Below are 24,824 nucleotides of genomic sequence, written 5' to 3' on the forward strand. Positions count from 1 at the left end.
GATGATGCAGTATGCTTGGCTTGTTCCGGTACTTCCGCTAATTTCCTTTCTAATCCTAATATTAGCTGGTACAAAAGGAAAGAAAGGTAGTGGGATTTTAGGAGCAACTTTAACAGGAATCTCATTCATCATCTCCTTGTTCGTCTTATTTGACCGTCTACAAGGGGATACAGTGCAGAAACTATACACTTGGTTAACAATTGGAAATATCGATATTCACGTTGGATATGTAGTAAATGCACTAAATTCGTTAATGTTAGTAATCGTTACGTTTGTTAGTACATTAGTACATATTTATTCAACAGCATATATGGAAGAGGATGACCGAATTACAGTGTTCTTCGCATACTTAGGCTTATTTACATTTGCGATGTTAGCACTTGTCATTTCACCTAGCATTCTACAACTTTATGTATTCTGGGAGTTAGTAGGTTTAGGTTCATTTTTACTTGTTGGTTTCTACTTTTATAAAGAGGAAGCAAAAGCAGCGGCTAAAAAGGCGTTCATTATGACTAGAATAGGGGACGTTGGTTTATTTATCGGGATGGTACTTTTATTTTGGAAAACAAAGAGCTTTGATTTCGATCAAATTTTCAATGTAATCCAAGGTGGACAAGTGAGTACTGGTATGTTAACACTTATTGCGATCTTGATTTTCGTAGGGGCAATGGGTAAATCAGGTCAGTTCCCGCTTCATACATGGCTTCCTGATGCGATGGAAGGTCCAACACCTGTTTCTGCATTAATTCACGCAGCAACAATGGTAGCTGCCGGTGTTTACTTAGTAGCAACAACTTATCCAATCTTTATCGCTAGTGGTACAGCTTTAACGGTAGTTGCGATTGTCGGAGGATTTACTGCGATCTTTGCAGCTAGTATTGGTCTTGTGCAAAGAGATATTAAGCGAGTACTAGCATACTCTACTGTCAGTCAATTAGGCTATATGATGCTTGCATTAGGTGTAGGTGGTTATACAGCAAGCATTTTCCACTTAACAACTCATGCGTTTTTTAAAGCATTGTTATTCTTAGCTGCAGGTAGTGTTATTCATGCCGTACACACTCAAGACATCTTTAAAATGGGTGGATTGCGTCAGAAAATGAAATGGACATCTACACTATTCTTAATTGGTACATTAGCTATTACAGGTGTACCGTTATTATCTGGTTTCTTTAGTAAGGATGAGATTTTAGCTGCAACTTGGGAAAATGGAAATTACGTTTTATTCGTAGTAGCTTTAATTGCGGCATTCTTTACTTCTTTCTATATGTTCCGATTATTTTTCTTAGTATTCACTGGAGAAGAGAAGACAAAAGGTGCGCACGAGTCACCAATGTCAATGGTCCTTCCAATGTCACTATTAGGGATCCTTGCAATATTCGCAGGTTATATTAATACACCTTTCTTTGGTCGTCACTTAAATGAGTTTTTATTAGATGGAGCACCATTTACAATTGCAGAGCATAGTCATGAACCGGTTTGGATTATGATCGTAGCAACGCTTGTTTCTTTATCTGGTATTACGCTTGCTTACAATATGTATGGAAGAAAAGTGCAGCAAACTAAACATGAAGAAAATGGATTATTCTATGAAATTCTTCTTAATAAATATTATATTGACGAATTATATAACGGTTCAATCGTAAAAGGAATGTTTGCAATTGGACATGTAATGTTTGCTATTGAGCGTTTTGTAATTGAAGGGCTTGCAGTTCTAGTAAAAGGAATTGTAAGTAGTGTCGGTGGAATTGGTTCAAGGCTTCAAAGTGGTCAAGTTCAAACTTATGGATTTATCACATTACTTGGTCTTGCCCTAATTTTATTAGCAATCGTTGTGACAGGGGGGTACAACTTATGATGTCTCATTTCTTATTATGGGTTGTTTTCTCACCTTTATTGGGATTATTACTAGTTTCTTTTGCTCCAAAGAATTCTTATAAGCTTTGGGCATTATTGACTTCGGTTTTATCATTTGCAGTTACTATACTAGCTTATGTAGCAGGTCAAAACCATTCTAGTTTAAAAGATTGGAATATTTCATATGATTGGTTTTCATTTGGAAAATTTTTCGCTGGATCAACTAGATTGTTTCAAGTTAAGTTTGAGCTTGGAGTAGACGGTCTATCATTAGTGATGATTTTACTTACTGGTATTATCTCCTTAATCGCTGTAATAGCAGGTTACTCTATTAATAAAGGCTCAAAAGGCTTCTATCAACTTCTATTTATTTTACAAGTAGGTATGTTTGGGGTATTTGCAGCTCAGAACTTAGTGTTATTCTTCTTATTCTTTGAATTAACGCTAGTTCCAATGTTCTTCTTAATTGGCAAATGGGGCCGATTTGATAGTGAACGTGCTGGATACCAATTCTTAATTTATAACGGATTAGGATCAGCATTTTTATTATTTGTTATTGCTGTCCTATTTGCTCGCACAGGTACAACAAATTATGAAGTTTTAGCTAATATCATTCCAATGGGACAACAAACAATTAGTCCAATTTCAGAGCATTTAAAAATGGTTCTATTAATTTGTTTATTAATTGCATTTGCAATCAAACTACCATTATTCCCGTTCCATCGATGGATGGTGAATGTTCATACTCAAGCAAATCCTGCTGTAGTAATCATTCACGCTGGTATCCTATTAAAAATTGGAACTTACGGTTTAATTCGTTTTGCTTTAGGGATTTTCCCAGAGCAATTTGAAAAAATGTCGACGGCTCTTGCGATTATTGGTGTAATTAATTTACTTTACGGGGCTTATATTGCTTTAATCCAAAAGGAATTACGTTCTGTATTGGCCTATTCAAGTTTCTCACACATGGGGATTGTTATTATTGGATTAGCAGCAATGAATAGCGCTGGAATTCAAGGAGCAATTTTACAATCTGTATCTCACGGTTTAATTGCAGCACTTCTATTTTTAATAGTTGGCATGTTAGAAAACCGAGGTGATACTACTAGTTTTGACCGTATTTCTGGTCTTTCAAAATCAACTCCAAGACTTGCCGGCTTATTACTTTTTGGCGGTATGGCATCGCTAGGATTACCAGGTCTATCAGGTTTCGTAGGAGAATGGCTATCATTTGTTGGTCTTTTCCAATCTCATAAAGCAATTGCAACTGTAGGTACGTTAGGAATCATCTTAACTGCAGCTTATATTTTAAGAGCAATTTTACAATTAAGCTTCGGTAAAAGTAGTGAATTTATTTCATCATTCACTGATTTGTCAAAACGTGAAGCAATCGCTTCAGTTATTTTAGTATTTGCGATTGTCCTGCTTGGTGTGTACCCGGCTTTCGTAAACGATATGATTGTTTCATCAGTGGATTTTATCATTCAAGGGATTAGAGGTGTATAGAAGATGACATGGAAAGCATTATCTGAATTTCAATGGGGAACAATGGGTCCTGAGATTATTCTAGTAGCTGCTGCGCTTCTTCTATTAATCCTTGAACTCTTACTACCTAAAAATGCGAGTCGTAAAATAGTCGGTTGGGTTGGTTTACTAAGCGTTGTTGGATCACTAGTATGGTTAATTACGCTTTATTCACATAAACCAATAAGCCTATTAGCGGGATCATTTAAATTTGATTCATTTGGGCTTCTCTTTAAAACGATTTTATTAATAGGAGCAATCTTAGTTTTATTACTTGCTCTTGGAGATAAATCGATTGCGGAGCGCTCAGAATACTACACATTGTTTATTACAGCGTTAATTGGAGCAATGTATATGGCTTCAAGTAGTGATTTAATCACATTATTTGTTGGATTAGAGCAACTTTCGATTTCATCTTATATTCTAGTTGGCATTCAAAAGAGAAGAGAAGGCTCTTCTGAGGCTGCACTCAAGTATGTAATTAACGGCGGTATTTCAACTGCAATAACATTATTCGGACTAAGCTATACTTATGGCTTAACAGGTACAACAAATATTACTGAAATGAATTTGGCACTTCAACAAGGAATTCCGAGCAGTAATGGATTTCTAATGATCTTAGCATTTGTGCTAGTATTTGTTGGATTATCATTTAAACTTGCGTCTGTTCCGTTCCATATGTGGGCTCCAGATGTATATGAAGGTGCTCCAACCCCTGTAACAGCATTTTTAGCAACAGTTTCAAAAACAGGTGGGTTTATTATCGTACTTCGCATCTTCTTAGCAATTTTCACGGGTGCATTATTGATGAAGGAACAAAAATCTGTTTTTGAAGTAATGCAACCAGTTGTTGCTACATTGGCTGCGTTATCGATGATTATTGGTAATACAATTGCTTTAAAACAAAACAGTCTAAAGCGTATACTTGCTTACTCAGGTATTGCACACGGTGGTTATGTTCTAGTTGCATTTGTAAGTATTTCGCCATTCATGTTTGAGGGAATCTGGTTCTATTTATTAGCTTATACATTCATGACAATCGGTATTTTAACAATTGTCTACAATGTACAACAACAAAGGGGATCTGACTCTTTATCATCATTTGCAGGGTTAATTAAAACGAATCCATTTTTAGCGATTACAATGACAATATTTGTGTTATCGCTAGCAGGTATTCCATTAACTGCAGGGTTTATAGGGAAGTTAAATATTTTCTTGGGGGCTTTCGTGCAAGTTAAAGGATATTATGTATTAGGTGGAATTCTACTTTTAACTACAGTAGTATCTTATTTTTACTATTTTGGCATCCTTCAAAATATTTTCTTTAGAAGTGGTGAAGAACGTAAAATTGTACTTCCTAAGACACATCTATTCGTTGTATTGGTTTGTGCTGTTTTAACAATTGTATTGGGGATTAAACCATCATTAGCATTAGATGTATTTCATAAGCTAGACATTGTGAAAGACTTCTTTATGGCGTAAAATATATTTAAATTAAAAGTGTAGGTTGATTCCTACACTTTTTAATTTGTAGAAAAAGTATAAAATTAGTTTTTCAGACTGTTTGAAATTGCTTGTACTAAAAAAACATAAGCTAAAAATGCAACTAGGCAATCTGAAAGTTTTTCTATAAAAATCGAGCGAAAAGAGGACGAAAAATTGGAAGCTTTAGTTGGGACAGAAGCGTTATTAGCAATAATTGTCCATTTATTTTTCATTATTTTAACTTGGTGGGCTTTAACCGCCATTAAGTGGGAGAGTATTATGAAAAAAGGTCATGTCGCCCAAATTCGACTTTTTATGGTGCTATTGACGATTACAATTTCCTCTGCTGTAAGTAGTTTTTTCTTAGACTATCTTCAATATACAAAAAACATTACATATTTATTGAAATAATTTGTCAAAAAGTATGTTACGATGTATCGTATAAACCCCTCTCTACCTGTGAAAAATGGAAGTAAGAGAGGGGATTATTTATGAAAAAGACTATGTACTTATTTTTAATTACTATTACTTTTGCTTCTGCACTATTTTTTAATTGGGGTAAGATCGGTATGGCTGACACTGGTGTAGGCCAATTGAACCGTTTTGCAGACGTATTAAATAAAAAAGACATTTCGGTTACAAGTTGGAATTTATACGCAAGAGAAGCTAAAATGAATACTTCGGTGTCCAAAATAATCAGTAAATATAAAAATGATTTTAAAAATTTTAAGTGGACGAAAACTGACAATGGTAATAAAATAATTGGTACGTTTAACCATAAATTGGTCACAGAAAGAATCGTTGTTACATCTACTGGCAATAACAGCAGCTATGTAATTTATGAACTTAGTGGGACTAAATGGGACCAGCATGCTGAAAAAGAAACAAATAAACTGATCAAGAACTCATTGGAAAATATTTTTAGTAAAGAACCTACTTTTTTTACTTGTATAAAGGGGACAATGGGTGGTAAACTTGAAGGTGTTTTGCAGGGTATAAAAAATGATTTTTTGGGGACTTTTAAAGCAACAAAAATTGAAGAAATAAAAGAAGGGGCATTCGTCTCTGTTTCAGCATATACTGAACAGTGGAATGACGCTCTGGTTGCAAATGGCAAAAAAATTAATTTACAAATTGCAATACGTGAAAACAATGTTGATAAATCAACGACAATTATTATTGGCACACCGATTATAACAGTAGAATATTGATAGATCTATTTTAGGACACGGAGGGGAAAAGTTTGGATAAAATCATTGTCCGTGGCGGGAAACAGCTTCAAGGCACAGTTCGTGTAGAGGGTGCAAAAAATGCTGTCTTACCAGTTCTTGCTGCAGCGCTACTAGCTAGTGAAGGAAAAAATATAATTCATGACGTACCAACTCTATCTGACGTTTACACGATTAACGAAGTTCTTCGTAATTTAAATACAGAGGTTGGGTTCAAAAATAATACAGTAACAGTTGATGCTTCAAAGGATTTACATGTTGAAGCACCATTTGAATATGTTCGTAAAATGCGAGCATCTATTCTTGTAATGGGACCACTTTTAGCAAGAAATGGTCATGCACGTGTAGCGTTACCAGGTGGATGTGCGATTGGATCTAGACCAATTGAACAGCACTTAAAAGGATTTGAAGCGATGGGAGCTCAAATTACGGTTGGTAATGGTTTTGTAGAAGCAAAATCAAACGGTCGTTTAAAAGGAGCTAAAATCTATTTAGATTTCCCAAGCGTAGGTGCAACAGAAAATATTATGTCTGCAGCAGCACTTGCAGAAGGAACAACAATTCTTGAAAATGCTGCAAAAGAACCTGAAATTGTTGACTTAGCAAATTTCATTAATGCAATGGGTGGTAAAGTTCGTGGTGCTGGAACAGGCACTATTCGAATTGAAGGTGTACCAACATTATTTGGTACAACTCATCACATTATTCCAGACCGTATTGAAGCTGGAACATTTATGGTAGCAGCAGCAATTACGAATGGAAACGTACTAATTGAAAATGCGGTTCCAGAACATTTAAGCTCAGTTGTAGCGAAAATGCGTGAAATGGGAGTAACAATTATCGAAGAGGAAGAAGGTCTTCGTGTAATTGGTACAGACAATTTAAAACCTGTAGACATCAAAACAATGCCTCATCCAGGCTTCCCAACAGATATGCAATCACAAATGATGGCACTTCTATTAAAAGCTAATGGAACAGGCATGATTACTGAAACAGTATTCGAAAATCGTTTTATGCATGTGGAAGAATTCCGACGCATGAATGCAAATATTAAAATTGAAGGTCGATCAACTATTATTCATGGACCAAATGATCTTCAAGGAGCAGAAGTAGCTGCTACGGATTTACGTGCTGCTGCATCACTTATCCTTGCTGGTCTTGTTGTAGATGGATATACTCGTGTTACTGAATTAAAACATTTAGATCGTGGTTATGTAAATTTCCATGAAAAGCTTGCTGCACTTGGAGCGGACATTGAACGTGTAAACGAACCAAGCACAGCTGTAGAGGAAGAAACACTAAAAGATTTACAAGCGTAAACTAAAAACTAATTCAAATGCCTGGCACTTTGTGTTACCCCACATAGAGTCGGGCATTTTTGCATTTTCATGCAACTTTCTACTATCAGTTATAGACAGAAACCTTATAAAATATTCTAAAAATAAAAAAAAATAATACATTTTGTTAAAAGAATCTAATTTGGAATCAATCTATTATTTGTTCTAAATGCTTGTCCATATACATAAATTATCTTTAGAAAGGGCAATTAGTTGGAAATTGTCATTTAAAGTTGTTTTGAAATGGATAGGAGGAAAATATGAAGTCATTTAAAACATTAATCACTGCAGGATTAACTACTTGCTCAGTCGTTATTATTATCCCTACATTGCTTGTTCTACCATTTCATAGCCATACAGATGGTAGATTGGTTGATCAGCTACAGAAAAAAGCAAACCAAGTCGCAGCAGCGAACAAAAATGACAATCTAAGTATTGAAGTTTTTAGAACAAAAACACAAAAAGTTGAAAAACTACCACTCGAGGAATACGTATTAGGAGTAGTAGCATCAGAAATGCCAGCAAAATTTGAAACAGAAGCACTAAAAGCACAAAGTTTAAGTGCAAGAACATTTATCATCAAACGATTGAAAGAAGGAAAACCGCTTGATGAGGGTGGAATTGTTGATGATTCAGTTAACTTTCAAGTCTTTCAGGATCGTGATGACCTGAAGAAAAGATATGGCGCTGAATACGATAAAAATATAGCTAAAATTGAAAAAGCTGTCAAAGCCACTGAAGGACAAATACTAACTTACAATGGACAACCTATAACTGCTTCATTCTTCTCCACAAGCAATGGATACACAGAAAACTCCGAAGAATATTGGAAAAATAGTGTACCATATTTGAAAAGCGTACCGAGTCCTTGGGATTCTGTTGCTCCAGACTATATATCAAAAAAATCATTTACAATAAGTGATTTTGAAAAGAAACTTAATGTAAAAATTAATAAGTCAGACATAGGGAAAGTCACTTCGAGAACAAAAGGTAAACGTGTAGAACAAGTGGCGTTTGGTAAAAAAACTCTTTCAGGGAAAGAAATTAGAGAAAAACTAGACCTACGTTCAACAGATTTTTCTTGGGAGCGTTCAGGTAATGAAATCATCATTACAACAAAAGGTTTTGGCCATGGAGTAGGTATGAGTCAATACGGAGCAAATGAGCTTGCTAAACAAGGAAAAACATACGCTGAGATCGTTAAGTATTATTATAAGGGTATCAACATAAAGAAGCTTAGTAAGAAGGATTATGATCAACTGGAGAAGCTTTAAGTACGGTACATTAAGACAGACCTAATTTAGGTCTTTTTTTTTGTATAACCGCTACTATTGGTATTATATGAAAAGAAGAAAATAACTTAAAAACACTCTAAATTGAACTAATATTCGTCCATTTAGAGTGTTTTTTGGTTAAATAAAGTATTTACCTTTGGAAATTAAGAAGTTAATAGCAGAAATACTAGTGTTATTTGCAACATGCAGGTTCAATTTCAGTTCCTTACGATACAGAAGATTACACTACATTTCCACTTCTTTTCTTATCTCTTACTGCTTTTGAGCATATTTATAATAAAAATACCCAACAAATGGACGTACCTTTATGTTTTTTACATTTGATTTTTGCAAGTATACATAGCCAGCTTGGTAAACTGGAGCAATCGCAGCATCATCTAGTAAAAGATCTTCAGCATTATGAAGGAGCTGAGTACGTTCTTTTTCGTTTTGTAAGCTGATTGTATTTGCTTTTTGAATAAATCCATCATATTGAGAGTTTTTATAATTTAATACATTTAAAGCCGATTTAGATGTAAATAGCTCTAAATATGTCGTTGGATCTGGATAATCAGCACCCCATGTATCTAGAGAGAGATCATAGTTTCCTTGCTGACGCAATTCGAATTTTTGTTGTGCAGGCTGTACGACAATATTAACTGTTAGACCTTTTAAATTTGTTTCTAATTGTGATTTTAAATATTCACCGATTTTACGCGATGTATTGTTATCACTTACAAGTAATGAAATTGTAGCTTTTGATTTACCACTTTCAGATAAAGCTTCTTTAAAGAGTGATTTAGCCTCCTCTAAACTTACTGTAGAAGGATGAGACGTTGAGCTAACAAAGTCGACGCCTTTTGAGTTTTTTACTAAACCTTTAGGAATAATTCGATCAGTAGGAATAGAACCATCGTTTAATAGCGTTGTACTAATGTCCTCTTTATTAAAGCCATTTGCGATTGCCTTACGCGCTTTTAGATTTGCTAAAAATGGATTTTTTTGATTAAAGCTAATGTAAGAGATAATTGGCATAGCTAATTTGTTTAATTCTTTATTACCTTTATAACGATCGATAACATTAGAATCAATAATCGCTTGGTCAAGTTCACCAGTTTCATAGAGATTAACTGCAGTTGTTGTTTCTTTCATGATTTTAACGTCAATTTTATTTACATGGACATTCTTTTTATCATAGTATTGTGGATTTTTTGTCATTGTGAATCCAGCTTCATGATCCCATTTACTTACAACGTAAGGACCGTTATATAAAGTTGTATTTGCTTCTAAACCATATTTGCTACCTTGCTCCTTAACGAATTTTTCATTTAACGGGAAGAACATCGGTAAACTAGTCAGTTGAATGAAATATGGAATAGGGCGTTCAAGTTTAATTTGTAATGTTTTATCGTCTAGTGCAGTTACCCCGAGTTTATCCACAGATAACTTTCCTTGGTTAATTTCTTTTGCATTTTCAATATCATATAAATCGTATGCAAACTGAGCTTTAGTATTTGGATCAACAGCTCGTTTCATTGCAAAAACAAAATCTTTTGCTGTTACTGGGTCTCCATTTGAATATTTAGCATCTCTTAAAGTAAATGTATAGACTTTACCATCCGTACTAACTTTATGTGATAATGCAGCAGCGGGAACGTAATCTCCTTTTTCATTTGGCATATAAAGACCTTCCATTACGCTATTAAGTGCGTTCAATGATGGTCCATCTAAAGCTAGTGAACTATCAAGACTTACTATATCTGAAGTATCCATTAAATGTAGCGTGTGATCATTTGACTTCGAAGTTGCCTGATTTGATTGTTGTCCACAGCCTGCTAGTGCCAATGTGAGTAATAAAGTAATTGATATGAAAGTTTTCTTAGTAAATATCATTTTATTTTTTCTCTCCTTATTTTTGGGTACAAAAAAAGAGTCCCCGCCTTATAGAAAGGACGAGGACTCCCGTGGTGCCACCTTAATTAGCCTAAAACGATTAGACTCACTTTGCAGTATCAAAACAAATGAATTGAACTACCTTGTGACAAAAAGCAGTATCGAAACATGAGTTTTTAATACCTGTCTCTTTTATCGGTGAGACGTCCGCCAAAGCCTACTGCATAAATAAATGGTTCGGTTTGGGTGCTCAGAAGCCCATTCAAAAATATGTCCGTACTGACTTACACCAACCGTCAGCTCTCTGAAACTTTCATATAATCTACTCTTCTTCATCATCGCAAAAAATATATAATGACTGAAATAATTTTTAAGTTTAAGTTTTTAATACATCGTACAAGCTTGTAGTGTGATTATATTTTGTAAAAAAGAAAAATGCAAGAAAAATATTTTATTAACTTCATAATGAGATTTATTAACTTATCCACAAATATTGTGTATAAACCTTTTGAAATTGTGGATAAATCGCTTTCATTTGTTAATATTGTTCAAGTATTTTGTGGATTAGTGTGAATTAGTTTGAAATTGTGTGGAAAAATAAGAATTTTGTCGAACTAAAATTTTCTAAATTGCGTATATAATTCCAGAAATCTGTTGACAATGATTGCAGAGGTGATAAGGATGAGAGAGGAACAAAACAAAAAAACTTCTCAAAAAGTTATTAAAATGTTAAGAAAGCGTTGGGTAGTACCAGCAATTTATTTAGTGAGTGCGGCAGTAATTTTGACAGGTGCGTTATGGTATCAATACAGTAATGCTCCAACTCCAACAAAAACTGGAACTACAGTTGATACGAGAGAGCCTGAAGCAATTCCAGCTTCACAGCCAGAAGAAAAATTAACGTACCCAGTTTCAAAGGATGCAACAGTTCAAGTTAAAAGTCACTATTATGATGACTCTGCTTCAAAAGATGAGCAACAAGCATCATTAATCCAAATGGATAATAATACTTTCACGATCAACACTGGTATGGATTTAGTTGATAAAAGTGGAAAAGAATTTGATGTGACTGCAGCGCTAAGTGGTACTGTTACAAAAGCTCAAAAAGATGCTGAGCTAGGTTATGTAGTTGTAGTAGAAAGTGGTAACGGATTAGTTTCATATTACCAAAGCTTAAAATCTGTAAGTGTTGAGCCAGGTACAAAAGTTTCACAAGGACAAGTTCTTGGTACAGCTGGAACAGCTTTAATTGGCAAAGAAAATGGCATTCATGTTCATTATGAATTACGTAAAGATGGTGTAGCAATTAATCCAGAGAAATATCAAGGACAAGATGTTTCGTCAATTATTAGTTCTGTAAATACCAAAAGCGAAACAAAAGAATCTAATACAATGAATACTTCTGGTAATGTATCAGATGACAATGAAGAAGGTTCTTCTAATACTGATTCAGATGGAAATAAAATTCAACAATAATAATTAAGCAATTCACAAAGTGCCTAACACGTGGGAATCATACCCCATATGTGTTGGGCACTTGTTTTTTTCTGATAATTGTGCATAGTTAGACACCTTTGCTAATACAATGTTATAAACCCATCAAAGAGGTGTTTGAGGTGAGGAATCGTGGATTTTCTACCTAGTCAAAATAAATGTACCTCAGCAGGTCAGTCAGAGCAGGAAAAAGAGCAGCTTAGTCAGTCAAAACGAGTCTCATTTCACGCTTCTCACATCCATTTAGAGGAGGAGAGTAGTGTGCACGATTACATCAAAGAGAGAACGATCAAGATTGGGAAATATATCGTGGAGACGAAGAAAACAGTTCGTGTAATAGCTAAAGAGTTTGGAGTGTCAAAAAGTACAGTACACAAAGATTTAACAGAACGCCTACCGGAAATCAATCCAGATTTGGCAAATGAAGTAAAGGAAATTTTGGATTATCACAAATCAATTCGTCATTTACGCGGTGGAGAGGCTACAAAGCAAAAGTATCAAAAAGAAGACGTTGAGAAAGTAACTAAATAGGTTTCTGAGCCTTGAAAACAAAATTAGAAATATTTAACCTCCTGTTCACAAATATTAATTACTAAAAGTAGTTCTTTATGGTAAAATTATATTTTGGTATGGAACGTATTCGGGGAACTGCTCATGAGTATAGTGAATAAGGAGGAGCCAAAAGGAATGTTTTCTAAGGATATCGGAATAGATCTTGGTACAGCCAATGTCTTAATACATGTTAAAGGTAAGGGAATCGTATTAAACGAACCTTCTGTAGTAGCAATAGAGCGTAGTAGCGGTAAAGTATTAGCAGTAGGGGAAGAAGCAAGCCGCATGGTAGGTCGTACACCTGGTAATATCGTAGCAATTCGTCCACTTAAAGACGGTGTAATTGCTGACTTTGATATTACTGAGGCAATGCTACGTCATTTTATAAATAAATTAGATGTAAAGGGATTCATGTCAAAGCCGCGTATTTTGATTTGTTGTCCAACAAACATTACATCTGTTGAACAAAAAGCAATTCGTGAAGCTGCTGAAAAGAGCGGCGGTAAACAAGTTTATCTTGAAGAAGAGCCAAAGGTTGCTGCAATCGGTGCTGGAATGGATATATTCCAACCAAGTGGTAACATGGTAATTGATATTGGCGGTGGGACAACCGATGTCGCAGTCTTATCGATGGGAGATATCGTCACCGCCTCTTCAATTAAAATGGCAGGGGACAAGTTTGATATGGAGATTTTAAACTATATCAAGCGTGAATACAAACTGCTAATTGGAGAGCGTACTGCAGAGCAAATTAAAATTGAAGTAGGTACTGTTTTCCCTGGTGCAAGAAATGAATCAATCGATATCCGTGGACGTGATATGGTAACTGGATTACCTCGTACAATTACTGTACAATCTGATGAAATTCAAAGAGCATTAAGTGAACCAGTTTACTTAATCGTACAAGCTGCAAAAACAGTATTAGAGCGTACACCACCTGAATTATCAGCTGATATTATTGATCGTGGAGTTATTCTTACTGGTGGCGGAGCATTACTTCATGGAATAGATATTTTACTTGCTGAAGAATTAAAAGTACCTGTTTTCATCGCTGAAGATCCAATGCAATGTGTTGCAGTAGGTACTGGAATTATGTTAGAAAATATTGATAAAATTCCAAGTCGTTACTTAAAATAAAAAATCTCAAGCTATATTGATACACACTGAAATCTCAAGCATATAGAGCTTGGGATTTTTTTGTTTGGAATTTATTAGGAGCAGTTATCTTTGTAAGAATAATGTTTAGGTTTTGTAAAGTTAAGATGAACAAGAAGGTAGTCAAAGTTGGAATAGAGAAAAGGAAAGTATCAAAGTTTAAAACGCTCCATTTAAAGTTTAAATTAAGTAATTGTAAAACGTGGATTATCTAGGTAACCAGTACATATGATTTAATACTTAAAACTCCAACATCTTAAAAATAATGTAAAACGCTCCTCTAGTTTAACTTGGGACTTGATCTAAAGAAAATCAAAAAGGGTTGATTGGTAGATAGTTAATTTAACTGGTGTAAATGATGATCGAACTTCAAGATAAGTAGAGATTTTATCTCTTTAAAAGGCAGTAGACCTATAAAAATCAAAACTGAATTTGCAATTAAAAGTAAATATTAAAGCTTAAATTAATCTTCACTTTAGGCAGAGTTAAAGTTTTTTTATCTTTACTGATTAATTGTATAGGATGGGGATGAACCATGATGCATATAGTTGTTGCTGGTACGGGATATGTTGGTCTTACTACAGGAGTTTCATTTGCTTCAGTTGGTTACAAAGTGACATGTGTTGATATTGATGTTGAAAAAATTGAATTACTGCAAAAAGGAATTTGTCCTATTTTTGAACCGGGTTTGAAAGAAGCGTTATTAGAAAATATTTTCCTTAATAAAATTGAGTTTACAACAAATTTCAAAGATGCTTATAGCCATACAGATATCATATTCATTGCTGTCGGTACACCAGAACTTCCAGATGGAACAGCAAATTTGCACTATTTAAAAAGCGTTGCGAAAGAAATCGCAATTAATGCTAAAAAAAATCTTACAGTTGTTATTAAAAGCACTGTTCCAGTTGGAACGAATGAGGCAGTTAAGAGAATAATGTTGGAAAATGCCCCTCGACATTTAACGATTGATATCGTATCAAATCCTGAATTTTTAAGAGAAGGTTCTGCACTATACGATCTATTTAATGGTGATCGAATTGTCATTGGTTCCGAAAGTCAAAGTGCAACAGAATTAGTAAAGGAATTATATAAACCATTTAATACGGCTATTTATACAACAGATGCAAGAAGTGCGGAAATGATTAAGTATGCATCTAATGCATTTTTAGCGACTAAAATAAGTTTTATTAATGAAATTGCCATGATCTGTGAAAAATTAGATGCTAATGTTGATCATGTTGCTCAGGGTATCGGGCTAGACCACCGAATCGGTTCAAAGTTTTTAAAAGCTGGAATTGGATATGGCGGATCTTGTTTCCCAAAGGATACGACTGCTTTAGTAAAAGAAGCTGAGCTAGTAGGTGTAGACTTAAAACTATTAAAATCTGTTATTACAATTAATAATCAACAAAAAATAAAACTTTTCGAATTAACAAAATCTCTTTTTGGAAATTTAAAAAATAAAGAAATTGCAATTCTAGGAGTTAGCTTTAAACCAAATACAAATGATATTCGACATGCGCCTTCTATCGATTTAATTAATCAATTCATCAGAGAAGGTACTAAAATAACAGTATATGATCCATATGCCTTACCTGAATTAAGAAAAGTATTTGGAGATTCCATAAATTATTCAGTTAATGTGAAGGAAGCTATTCATGATAAAGAGGCTACATTAATTTTGACTGAATGGAGAGAAATCGTAGAAACCGATCTCCAATTATATGAGGAGCTTATGAAGCTTCCGTTAGTAATTGATGGACGTAATTGTTTTGAATTGACTAAAATGCAAAAAAAGAATATCCACTATTACTCAATCGGTCGAAAACCAGTGAATCCGATTCCACAGCTTATTAGTAAATAAATATAAATAAAGTTAGGTCTCTTTTGAACTGAAAAATCTATGACTTTTTAATAGGAGTTGGGCTCTTAAGTTGCTTGGATATGTCAAGGTACTTCGGAGGTCGAGCAACCTAGATGAAAAAAATTCTTATAACAAAAGTGAAGCGGGGTGTCTCATGAGACAGCCTTTTTTTGTATGCAAAATAAACCACATAGAAAACAATACATTAAATGAAATATTTTGGAAAAAGTATAAGAATAATAAGCCATGATTATGGGGTGGTGGAAAAAGTGTTTAACTACAAAGAAACCAATAGTGCAGCTACAAATAAAAAAATTCCATTTCAAAATAATATATCACGTTCTTTAAGTAAAGACATTTTAGAGAATATAAAAAGAATAAAAGATGATTTTGGAGATAGCTCTGATCTTGTGATTCGTCATGAAACACTTGGAGAAGGCATGCAGTATTCTTTTGCTGTAATTCATATTGACGGAATTTCAAATGAGAAATTAGTGAATGATGGAATCATTAATAAAATCGTTAAAATTAATGCAGAAAAAGAAACAACGCTGTCATTAACAGATTTAGAGAATGGCTTAAAAAGCGTAATCGCCGTTTCAAGTTTAAAATCACAATCAAGCTATACAAATCTCCTATCGGCATTACTAATTGGAGATACCGTTGTTCTTTTAGACCATGATAGTAATTTCTTAGTTGCATGTACAAAAATGGTGCAATCTAGAAGTATATCAGAGCCTTCAACACAAACTGTAATCAGAGGACCAAAGGATAGCTTTACAGAAAGCTTACGTACAAATACTTCTCTAATTCGTAATAGAATTCAACACCCAGCGCTGCGAATCGAGTCAATGAAAATAGGTGAAGTAACGAGAACTGATGTAGAAATAATGTATATAAAAGGTGTTGTAGATGAAGATTTATTAAGGGAAGTAAAACATCGTTTAGAGGCTATTAATGCAGATGAAATCTTAGAATCCAGCTATATTGAAAACTATATTCAAAACGATCAAAAGACTATTTTCCCTACAATGATTAACTCAGAGAGACCTGATGCTGTAGTAGGTAACTTACTGGAAGGACGTGTTTCAATTTTTATAGCTGGTACACCATTTGTCTTAATTTTACCAGCTACATTTACACAGTTTTTTCAATCTCCAGAGGATTATTATCAAAGCTCATATATTGGTACTTTTTTAAGGTTACTACGTTATATGTCCTTTTGGACTGCATTGTTTGCACCTGGAATTTTCATTGCAATTACATCATTTCATCAAGCAGTAGTTCCAACGGTTTTATTAGTAAGCTTAGCGGCCCAACGTGAAGGTGTGCCTTTGCCAGCGATTGTTGAAGCCCTTGGAATGGAACTAATTTTTGAAGTATTACGGGAAGCCGGAATTCGAATGCCAAGAGCGGTTGGGCAGGCGCTTTCTATTGTTGGAGCCTTAATCTTGGGGCAAGCAGCTGTACAAGCAGGATTTGTATCTGCGTCAATGGTAATCATCGTATCAATTACTGCGATTGCTAGCTTTACGATCCCTTATTATAATATGTCAACAGCCGCTAGGATTCTTCGGTTTATATTATTATTGGCAGCAGCTTATATTGGTTTATTTGGAATGTTGATTGGCGGTTTAATTATATTATTACATATGTGTAGCCTACGATCTTTTGGAGAGCCATATTTTGCACCATTTGCTCCATTCCGTATAAAAAGTCAAAAAGATACTATTTTAGTTGTACCTGGTCAAGGAAACCCAAAAACCGTTAAAGAACAAAGTACTGGAGAATAAGTATGAAGAGAAAATGTATGATCTTAATTCTAATTACAAGTTTACTTTTGGTGAGTTGTTCTAATTATAAAGAATTAAACAGTGTATCAATCGTGGTAGCTATGGGTGTCGATTATATACCTAAAGATAATCAATACAATATGGTTCTTCAAATCATTAATCCGAGTGCAATTGCCAGTGTTACTGGTTCAATAGGTACACCAGTTATTGCCCTAGAACAAAAAGGTAGAACAATTTCGGAAGCGGCTCGAAACATTACAAAAAGTGTTTCTCGATCAAATATATATTCTCATGTAGCGCTCGTTGTCATTGGTGAAAAATTAGCAAAGGAAAAAACGTTGAACTATATATTTGATGTGTTTGAGCGGGATTCCAAAATACGTGTTAATATTCCAGTTGTTATTGCAAGGAACGACAGTGTTTATCATGTAATGAATAACTTGCCAGCACTTGATAAATTACCGGCTAAGTCGATCGTAGGAAAAATTAGAAATACGTCATCTCTTTTAGGGGAAAATCAAGAAATACAAATGCGCCAAGTAATATCAGCTCTTTCAAGTAGTGGTAGAGAACCAGTCATTAATGGTGCAGTTTTAGAAAATGAATCCAAGACTTCTGAAACACTTGATAATTTTTCAAGTGTGAAATCATCCTTTAACAAAATTGAGGGGCTAGGCGTTATTAAAAAAGGAAGGCTAGTAGGGTGGTTAGATGGCGCACCGGCAAAATCGGTACAAATAATTGATAATGCAATAAAAGAAACAAATGTACAAATAAAATGCAGCAAAAAAGAATTTGATTCGATGGAGCTCACACGGGTGAAAACGGACACGAAGATTAAAATGAAAGGTAAAACACCAATAATTCACATAAAGGTAAAAGCGATAGGCATTATTGATGAAGTACTTTGTAATGACAATTTTGATCAAGCGAAAACACTAAAAAAATATGAATTATTAAGTGAGAAAGCGATAAAGAAATCCCTGGATGAAGGAATTAAAAAAGTACAAGAATATGGTGCAGATATTTTTGGGTTTGGCGACAAACTACATTTATCAGATCCAAAGGTTTTTAAAAAATATGAGAAAAATTGGAATGACCAATTTCAAAAAGCTAAAGTGAAAATTGATGTTGATGTCCAAATAAATAATGTAGGTATGAGAAAAAAAGCTTATCCATTTTAGAAAAGAAGGGAATGCTAATGAATCGAAAATTATCAATTGGTGCTTACCAATTCTTTAGTATTATATTTTTATTTGAAATGGGGAGTGCTACATTAGTAGGGCTTGCATCTGGTGCAATGCAAGATGCTTGGATTAGTGTTTTAATAGCTTTGGTTACTGGATGCTTTCTATTATGTGTTTACAATAAATTATTTGATCTGTATCCCGAGTTACCATTTACGAGATATATTCAATCTATTTTAGGGAAGTTTGCAGGCAAAATACTAGCAATGGTTTATATTCTCTATTTTATTTATATTGGAGCACGAGTGCTTAGAGACTTTGAAGAATTACTAGTGATTACACTTTACAACGCGTCCTCTCTTATTTCAATCGGTATATTATTTATGTTTTTATGTATGTATGCAGTCTTTAAAGGTTTTGAAGTATTCGGTAGAGTATGTGAGTTTCTATTTATCGTAATCCTCTTCATAATGATGTCAATAATTGGTTTTGAAGTAATTGCAGGAATCATAAAAACTGATAATCTAAGACCCGTCCTAGAGACGGGGTGGAAAATCATAATAAAAGAAGCGTACCCTTTGACCGTTACATTTCCATTTGGTGAGATGATTGTATTTACAATGATTTTACCTTATTTAAAGAAACCGGAATATGCATGGAAGGTCGGCATTCCTGGATTAATTTTTGCAGGTCTGCTTTTAACTTTAGTAACAATGCTTAATATTTGTGTTTTAGGAGCAAATACAGTGGTGAGAGCTACTTATCCGATCTTAACGGCAATTAGTTATATCAATATTGCTGATTTTATTCAAAGACTCGATTCAGTCGTTGTCATTGTTATTGCTGTTGGGGGATTTATTAAGATAACGATTTTCTTCTTTTGTGCGATCATTGGAGCGGCAGATTTATTTAAAGTGAAAAAATCGGATACACTTACCTATCCAATTGCAGTAATCATAGTAATTTGTTCCGTATGGATGGCACCTGATTATTTAGAGCACTATAAAGAAGGGTTTGACATAGTGCCTTACTATTTACATATACCTTTACAAATCATTATTCCTACCGTTCTGTTGGTCATTGCAGTCATCCAAAAAAAAGCAAAAACAAAAACAAAAGAGAATGCAGCATAGAAGCTCTAACTGCATTCTCTTTCGTTTTAATTTGAAGTATTTTGATTTTGTTCTTGATTTCGTTTCTTTTTTAGTTTTTTCATATAAGATAGGACGATTTTGGCAACGCCGAATGGAACGGTAAAGAAGAAAATTAATACATAATCTTCACCTACAAGTTCAGTTTTGCTAAGCTTTATATTTGTTAATAAGTGAGGAAATTGATCTCCATTATATAAGTCGATTCCTTCCAATAAGCACATCTCTAGTATAAATAAACAAAGAAAAACCCAAAACACCTTCAATGCTAAGCACCCCATTTATAATGACTAATTACAATTATTTTGGTATATGATGGCAGTGATTATACGAAAAGTTAGGGAAACTTCGAGAAAAGTCTACGACCATTTATCTGAAAATTTGGTATATAATAAAAAGAGTGTAAAAGGGGTGATTAATTGATCCAAATATTTAAAAACAAAAACTTTTCATGGCTATTTTTAGCGAATTTTACTTCCCAGATTGGTTCTGTAGTAGGGATGACAGCATTTATGTTGTACTTATTAAGAAAATTTTCAAGTCAGCCATACTATGCTACGATAACCGAGCTAATGTATACTCTACCAATGATCTTTGTTTTCTTTTTAGTAGGTGTAATAGCAGACCGTTTAAATCGAAAGAAAATAGCTGTTAATTGTGACTTTATAAGCGCGATTTTATCAATTATTCTACTAATAACGATTATGCAGGATTGGATTTACCTATCATTCGGAATTCTCTTTTTAAGAAGTGGCGTTTCGAAATTTTTCCAACCGGCTCAGTCTGCTTTATTACAGGGAATATTAACAGAAGATCAGTATGCAATATCAGCCGGTTTAAACCAACTAGTTAGTAGCTTATTTATGCTTTTTGGAGGAGCAATTGGAACATTCATATTTTGGACATTGGGAGTAGAAGCAGCCATCGTCATTGATATGATTTCCTTCATTGCATCGGGACTATTTATTTTATTAGCAAAAGTTTCAAAGGACATTACGAATCCGAATGGAGAACATAAGCTTAAAGATTTAAAATTTACATTAGTCTTAAAGGATTTTAAAGAGGGAATATACTACATAATTAATCATTCATTACTTAGATCACTTATATCTGGTTTCTTTTTATTTGGTGTAATTAATGGCGGATTTTCAGTTATGCCATCATTTATTTTAAAATATAAACTGGCACCATCAAACTATGAAGAAATGTTAATTTATATTGGAGTAGCTTTTGGTTCAGGCGTTTTAATTGGAAGTATAGTTGGATCAATGCTCGCGAAGAAAATGCCACTACCATATATGATTATAAGTGGGCTAATTGTTTCTGGTTTATGTGTTATTGCAGGAGGTTTTTCTAATACCACATATGCATATATCATTTGGCAATTCATAATCGGGTTGGCTTTACCTATTATTAATATTGGACTTGGTGGATGGTTCCCTAAAATTGTTGAAAAAAAGATGATGGGAAGAGTTCAAGGGTGGATATCTCCTACTATTTTATTCTCCCAAAGCATCACATTGGGATTAATTGCAGCTTTCTATCCTTCGATTTTAAAAATTGAATGGCTCCATGCCATAGTCGGTGCTAGCTTGTCGATTGTTGGTATTTATTATTTATTTATACTGCCTAAGTATCTTAGAGCTGAGTCTATTAAAACCGTAAAGGTTGAGAAATCGATAAATCAATAAATAGAATAAAAAAGAGACAGATATAAAAGGCAATTACCTCTTTTATACCTGTCTTTTTGTATGAATTTGTATTTATAAACTAACAATCTTTAAAAAATTTGAGCTAAATATTTAAAGTGCCGATTTATTATTTGAATTATGTTTGTATAAATTCGATTTGCGACTTTTTTGGATCCAGTAGCCAATTGATACTAATATGACCCACGGCACACCAATTTTCCAAGCGGAGTTCCAATCCGGTGAAAATGCCATTGTAATTAAAATACCACTAAGTAGTAGTATTCCGATCCATTGAAGAAATGGAAAGAGCGGTGCTTTAACTGGTAAAGGCTCGTGATAATGAAGGTGAACGGTTTTTCTAAAACGAAGATGACTAATTAAAATCATAAGCCATACTAAAATTCCACCAAAGATTGAGATACCAAATAATTTGTTAAATGTATCTGGGTAGTACATAGACAATACGGTTGCGATTAATACACCTGCACTTGAAATGAAAATTGCTGTTACTGGCGTACCATTTTTAGATAATTTACCGAATGACTTTGGAGCATAATCTCCGCGAGATAAGGAGAATAACATACGAGATGTTAAGTATAAATTAGTATTCATACTGGATAGAGCAGCGGTTAAGATAACAAAATTCATAATGCCAGCTGCATATCTCACACCAGAACTCTCAAAGACTTTTACAAACGGTGATCCAGAAACCTCATGGGCACCTGCTTGCATCCAAGGAATAACAGCAACGATGATTCCTAATGATAGAATATAGAATAAAAACAAACGTAGAACCATGCTCTTCATTGCTTTAGGAATAGCTTTTTTTGGATCTTTAGATTCCCCTGCTGTTACAGCGACAATCTCTACACCATAAAAACTAAAGATTGCCATAAGTACTGCCATCCAAACGCCTTTAAATCCATTTGGTAGGAACCCGTGTTGATCGGTATAATGGTGGAATCCTATAGAGTGTGAATGTCCAATTCCAAATAGGAGCGAAACACCAAAAACGATGAATAGTACAATAGCAACGACTTTAATCATTGCAAACCAATACTCGATTTGACCAAAGTTGGAAACAGATCTGCTGTTCACAAGGACTAAAGCAATACCAAATCCAAGTGTCCATAACCAAACAGGAATACTCGGGAACCAATACTGCATGTACAGTCCAACCGCAACAGCTTCTCCACCAATTGCGATTACTTGTGCCGCCCAATATGTGTAGCGAATAAGGAAACCTGCCCAAGGATTTAAATACATCTCTGCATAAGTACCGAATGAACCGGCTGTCGGGTGTACAACTGCCATTTCAGATAAACTAAACATCATTATGACTGCTATGAATGCAGCAATAATATAACTTATAATAACCCCAGGTCCAGCGTATCCGATTGCAATGCCACTTCCCATAAATAAACCGGTACCAATTGCCCCACCAATCCCAATCATGGTCAGCTGTTTACTAGTAAGCGAACGACTTAGTCCTCCTTCTCGTTCAATTACAGTTTTGTTTTCATTCATATTGTTTCGCCACCTTTCTTGAATTGTTTTCTATAAGATAACGTCCAATCAACACTTTTTCCGGCAATCAGCATACTAAAAAACGTGAGGAAGGTTCGCTGTAATCCTTCTCCGATTAAGGAATACAAAAGGACAAATCCGTTTATAACCATCATCGTTTTTCCAATAGAAAAATTCGGGAATTTTCTATTGATTACTACACTTGCTATATCAAGTCCTCCAGTTGTACCACCTGCTAAAATCACGATTCCAATTCCGATTCCAGACAAAATCCCACTGAGTATACATCCTATTAACGGAAGATGTGGGCCTGGTAGTGAGGAGAAGAGAGTTAAGAAGAATGATAAACTAAACATTCCAAGTAAACTAAGCAATGCAAATGGTACACCAACTGCTCGGTATCCAATTAAAAATAGTGGTATGTTTAATAAAAAATAAAGAATCCCCAGTGGAATAGGCATAAATTTAACTAGCAACATACAGATCCCACCAAGCCCAGGAGCCACAATTCCATTTGGAACCTGGAAAAAGTAATAGGTAAGTGCGACCAAAATTGTTCCGACAATTACTATAATTGATTTTTTGAAATATAGTTTTTGGTTAGCTTTTCCTAATTGCATAAGCAATTTCCTCAATCGCGCGTACAACTTCATCTTCTGTATTGTAGAAATGAGGAGCTACACGTAAAACGTCATTTCGGGCAGAGACAATAATTTTTTTTGTTTTTAAGTATTGCTCAACGACGTTAGCTTGTTCCACTCGAATTGCAGTGTTACTACCTTTTATTGATAAATCTGTTGGGCTAACAACGGTCAATCCGAGAGAATGCGCTGTTTCAATTGCAACAGTAGATAAGTAAGATAGGTAATCCTGAATTGATGGAACGCCAATTTGATTTAATAAAGAAATTCCTGCTCCAGCTGCATAAGCGTTTATCATCATTGGAGTACCAGTATCAAATCTCCTTGTCCCTTCCGCATAATCAAGAAGATGCTGATCAAAAGCAAATGGATTCACTCGACTAAACCAACCAGTCGTTGGGGGGTGGAGAGACTCTGCTAACTCTTTTCTTACGTATAAAAAGCTAATCCCAGGAATACCTAGTAAAAACTTTTGTGCACCTGTTGCGAGTGCATCGACTCCCATTTCCTTTACATCGATTGGAACACTTCCAGCCGATTGATAGGCATCGACAAATAGTAGTGATCCATTCGCTTTAGTAATGTTTGATATAGCTTTGATATCCTGAATAAACCCATTATAATAAGACACATGTGGGACAGAGGTAATAAGTGTGTTTGAATCCACTGCTTTTTCATATTGTTCGATTTGAATTTGATGAAGGTTTTCATTTAAAAACGTGACGTTTGCGCCACGTGGTACTTGTGATAGCCAAACGTGACCAATGCATGGGAAATCAATATCTGTTGTAACAACTTTATTTCGACTTCCAGTAAAATCTAACGACGCTGCAAATGATGAAGCGGCATCAGATACGCTAGATAACACCGCAATCTCATCAGGAGAAGCATTTATTAAAGTAGCAAAGGCGACTTTTGCTTCATATACTTTGTCCATCCATCCTTCCCAGTCCATACCTTTTTCGGTCCAGCTTGTAAGGTAAGATTGAATACTTTCCTTCACAGGTGATGAGATTGCACTTTGGGAACAACTTGATAAATGAATTGTTTCAGATAAGGTTGGAAAAAGAGACCGTTTTTCTATAAATGGGTTTATCATTTTAAATCATCCTTCCACTAATTTGGTAGCGTTTTCATTTTTGGTATTTAATTAATATGAGGTGACAT

The 24,824-nt window shown here is 34.5% G+C and carries 20 protein-coding genes and 1 other annotated feature; of the genes, 15 read left to right on the plus strand and 5 right to left on the minus strand.

All coding sequences use genetic code 11. The features are described from left to right. The first annotated feature begins 1 nt into the window (after nt 1). The 7 genes from nuoL to spoIID all read left to right on the plus strand — a co-directional run bounded on the left by nuoL (nt 2) and on the right by spoIID (nt 8,706). On the plus strand, nt 2-1,858 hold the full coding sequence (nuoL, locus tag BM319_RS21300; RefSeq protein ID WP_025568975.1) for an NADH-quinone oxidoreductase subunit L: 1,857 nt from the start codon (nt 2-4) through the stop codon (nt 1,856-1,858). Then, entirely contained in the window at nt 1,855-3,363 is a 1,509-nt protein-coding gene (locus tag BM319_RS21305) for a complex I subunit 4 family protein (RefSeq protein ID WP_091024590.1), read from the plus strand. The genes nuoL and BM319_RS21305 overlap by 4 nt, the downstream gene beginning before the upstream one ends. Nucleotides 3,364-3,366: 3 nt before the next feature. Then, nucleotides 3,367-4,863 (plus strand): NADH-quinone oxidoreductase subunit NuoN, encoded by a 1,497-nt coding sequence (nuoN, locus tag BM319_RS21310; RefSeq protein ID WP_091024593.1) that lies wholly within the window; start codon nt 3,367-3,369, stop codon nt 4,861-4,863. A 177-nt stretch (nt 4,864-5,040) separates the two neighbouring features. Next, complete coding sequence (locus BM319_RS21315; protein WP_025568971.1) at nt 5,041-5,277, plus strand: DUF1146 family protein; 237 nt, start codon at nt 5,041-5,043, stop codon at nt 5,275-5,277. Between the two features lie 80 nt (nt 5,278-5,357). After that, nucleotides 5,358-6,077: a YwmB family TATA-box binding protein gene (locus BM319_RS21320; protein ID WP_025568970.1), complete on the plus strand. Its 720-nt coding sequence runs from the start codon at nt 5,358-5,360 to the stop codon at nt 6,075-6,077. 32 nt (nt 6,078-6,109) lie between these two features. Continuing rightward, nucleotides 6,110-7,414 carry a UDP-N-acetylglucosamine 1-carboxyvinyltransferase gene (gene murA / locus BM319_RS21325; RefSeq protein WP_025568969.1) on the plus strand — a complete coding sequence of 435 codons (1,305 nt, stop codon included), beginning with the start codon at nt 6,110-6,112 and terminating at the stop codon, nt 7,412-7,414. Between the two features lie 278 nt (nt 7,415-7,692). Next, nucleotides 7,693-8,706: a stage II sporulation protein D gene (spoIID, locus tag BM319_RS21330; protein WP_069033746.1), complete on the plus strand. Its 1,014-nt coding sequence runs from the start codon at nt 7,693-7,695 to the stop codon at nt 8,704-8,706. 273 nt (nt 8,707-8,979) lie between these two features. On the opposite strand, the gene BM319_RS21335 is transcribed toward spoIID, so the two are convergent. Next, nucleotides 8,980-10,599 carry a peptide ABC transporter substrate-binding protein gene (locus BM319_RS21335; RefSeq protein ID WP_091024595.1) on the minus strand — a complete coding sequence of 540 codons (1,620 nt, stop codon included), beginning with the start codon at nt 10,597-10,599 and terminating at the stop codon, nt 8,980-8,982. Between the two features lie 52 nt (nt 10,600-10,651). Next, nucleotides 10,652-10,947: a binding site (T-box leader), on the minus strand. Between the two features lie 333 nt (nt 10,948-11,280). Between BM319_RS21335 and spoIIQ the strand changes: the two genes are divergently transcribed. From spoIIQ to BM319_RS21370, 7 genes are all read left to right on the plus strand, one after another. Then, on the plus strand, nt 11,281-12,075 hold the full coding sequence (gene spoIIQ / locus BM319_RS21340; RefSeq protein WP_025569000.1) for a stage II sporulation protein SpoIIQ: 795 nt from the start codon (nt 11,281-11,283) through the stop codon (nt 12,073-12,075). 279 nt (nt 12,076-12,354) lie between these two features. Further along, entirely contained in the window at nt 12,355-12,624 is a 270-nt protein-coding gene (spoIIID, locus tag BM319_RS21345; protein ID WP_025569002.1) for a sporulation transcriptional regulator SpoIIID, read from the plus strand. A gap of 156 nt (nt 12,625-12,780) precedes the next feature. Continuing rightward, the gene (locus BM319_RS21350) at nt 12,781-13,782 is read left to right on the plus strand and encodes a rod shape-determining protein (RefSeq protein WP_025569003.1); all 1,002 of its coding nucleotides are present in this window, start codon (nt 12,781-12,783) and stop codon (nt 13,780-13,782) included. A 553-nt stretch (nt 13,783-14,335) separates the two neighbouring features. Next, a complete protein-coding gene (locus BM319_RS21355) occupies nt 14,336-15,667 on the plus strand; it encodes a UDP-glucose dehydrogenase family protein (RefSeq protein ID WP_353615548.1) in 1,332 nt (443 codons plus the stop codon). A gap of 269 nt (nt 15,668-15,936) precedes the next feature. Beyond that, nucleotides 15,937-17,460 (plus strand): spore germination protein, encoded by a 1,524-nt coding sequence (locus BM319_RS21360; protein WP_254664589.1) that lies wholly within the window; start codon nt 15,937-15,939, stop codon nt 17,458-17,460. A 2-nt stretch (nt 17,461-17,462) separates the two neighbouring features. Beyond that, the gene (locus BM319_RS21365) at nt 17,463-18,644 is read left to right on the plus strand and encodes a Ger(x)C family spore germination protein (protein ID WP_091024597.1); all 1,182 of its coding nucleotides are present in this window, start codon (nt 17,463-17,465) and stop codon (nt 18,642-18,644) included. 17 nt (nt 18,645-18,661) lie between these two features. Beyond that, complete coding sequence (locus BM319_RS21370) at nt 18,662-19,780, plus strand: GerAB/ArcD/ProY family transporter (RefSeq protein WP_175495666.1); 1,119 nt, start codon at nt 18,662-18,664, stop codon at nt 19,778-19,780. A 26-nt stretch (nt 19,781-19,806) separates the two neighbouring features. Here BM319_RS21370 and BM319_RS21375 read toward each other — a convergent pair whose 3' ends face one another. Beyond that, nucleotides 19,807-20,064, minus strand: a complete 258-nt coding sequence (locus BM319_RS21375) for a hypothetical protein (protein WP_098231086.1) — start codon at nt 20,062-20,064, stop codon at nt 19,807-19,809. A 153-nt stretch (nt 20,065-20,217) separates the two neighbouring features. Between BM319_RS21375 and BM319_RS21380 the strand changes: the two genes are divergently transcribed. Further along, nucleotides 20,218-21,489, plus strand: coding sequence for an MFS transporter (locus BM319_RS21380; protein ID WP_091024601.1), 1,272 nt, complete (start codon nt 20,218-20,220; stop codon nt 21,487-21,489). A gap of 111 nt (nt 21,490-21,600) precedes the next feature. Here BM319_RS21380 and BM319_RS21385 read toward each other — a convergent pair whose 3' ends face one another. The 3 genes from BM319_RS21385 to BM319_RS21395 are packed head-to-tail and all read right to left on the minus strand — an operon-like array spanning nt 21,601 to nt 24,756. Further along, a complete protein-coding gene (locus BM319_RS21385; RefSeq protein ID WP_091024603.1) occupies nt 21,601-23,016 on the minus strand; it encodes an amino acid permease in 1,416 nt (471 codons plus the stop codon). After that, a complete protein-coding gene (locus tag BM319_RS21390) occupies nt 23,013-23,636 on the minus strand; it encodes a YitT family protein (protein WP_175495667.1) in 624 nt (207 codons plus the stop codon). Before BM319_RS21390 ends, BM319_RS21385 begins: the two co-directional genes overlap by 4 nt. Beyond that, nucleotides 23,617-24,756, minus strand: a complete 1,140-nt coding sequence (locus BM319_RS21395; RefSeq protein ID WP_091024607.1) for an aminotransferase class V-fold PLP-dependent enzyme — start codon at nt 24,754-24,756, stop codon at nt 23,617-23,619. The genes BM319_RS21390 and BM319_RS21395 overlap by 20 nt, the downstream gene beginning before the upstream one ends. Nucleotides 24,757-24,824: the final 68 nt, after the last annotated feature.

Origin of the sequence: Bacillus sp. UNCCL81, assembly GCF_900112535.1 — a bacterium.
In the GTDB taxonomy this organism is placed as follows: Bacteria; Bacillota; Bacilli; order Bacillales; family Bacillaceae_G; genus Gottfriedia; species Gottfriedia luciferensis_B.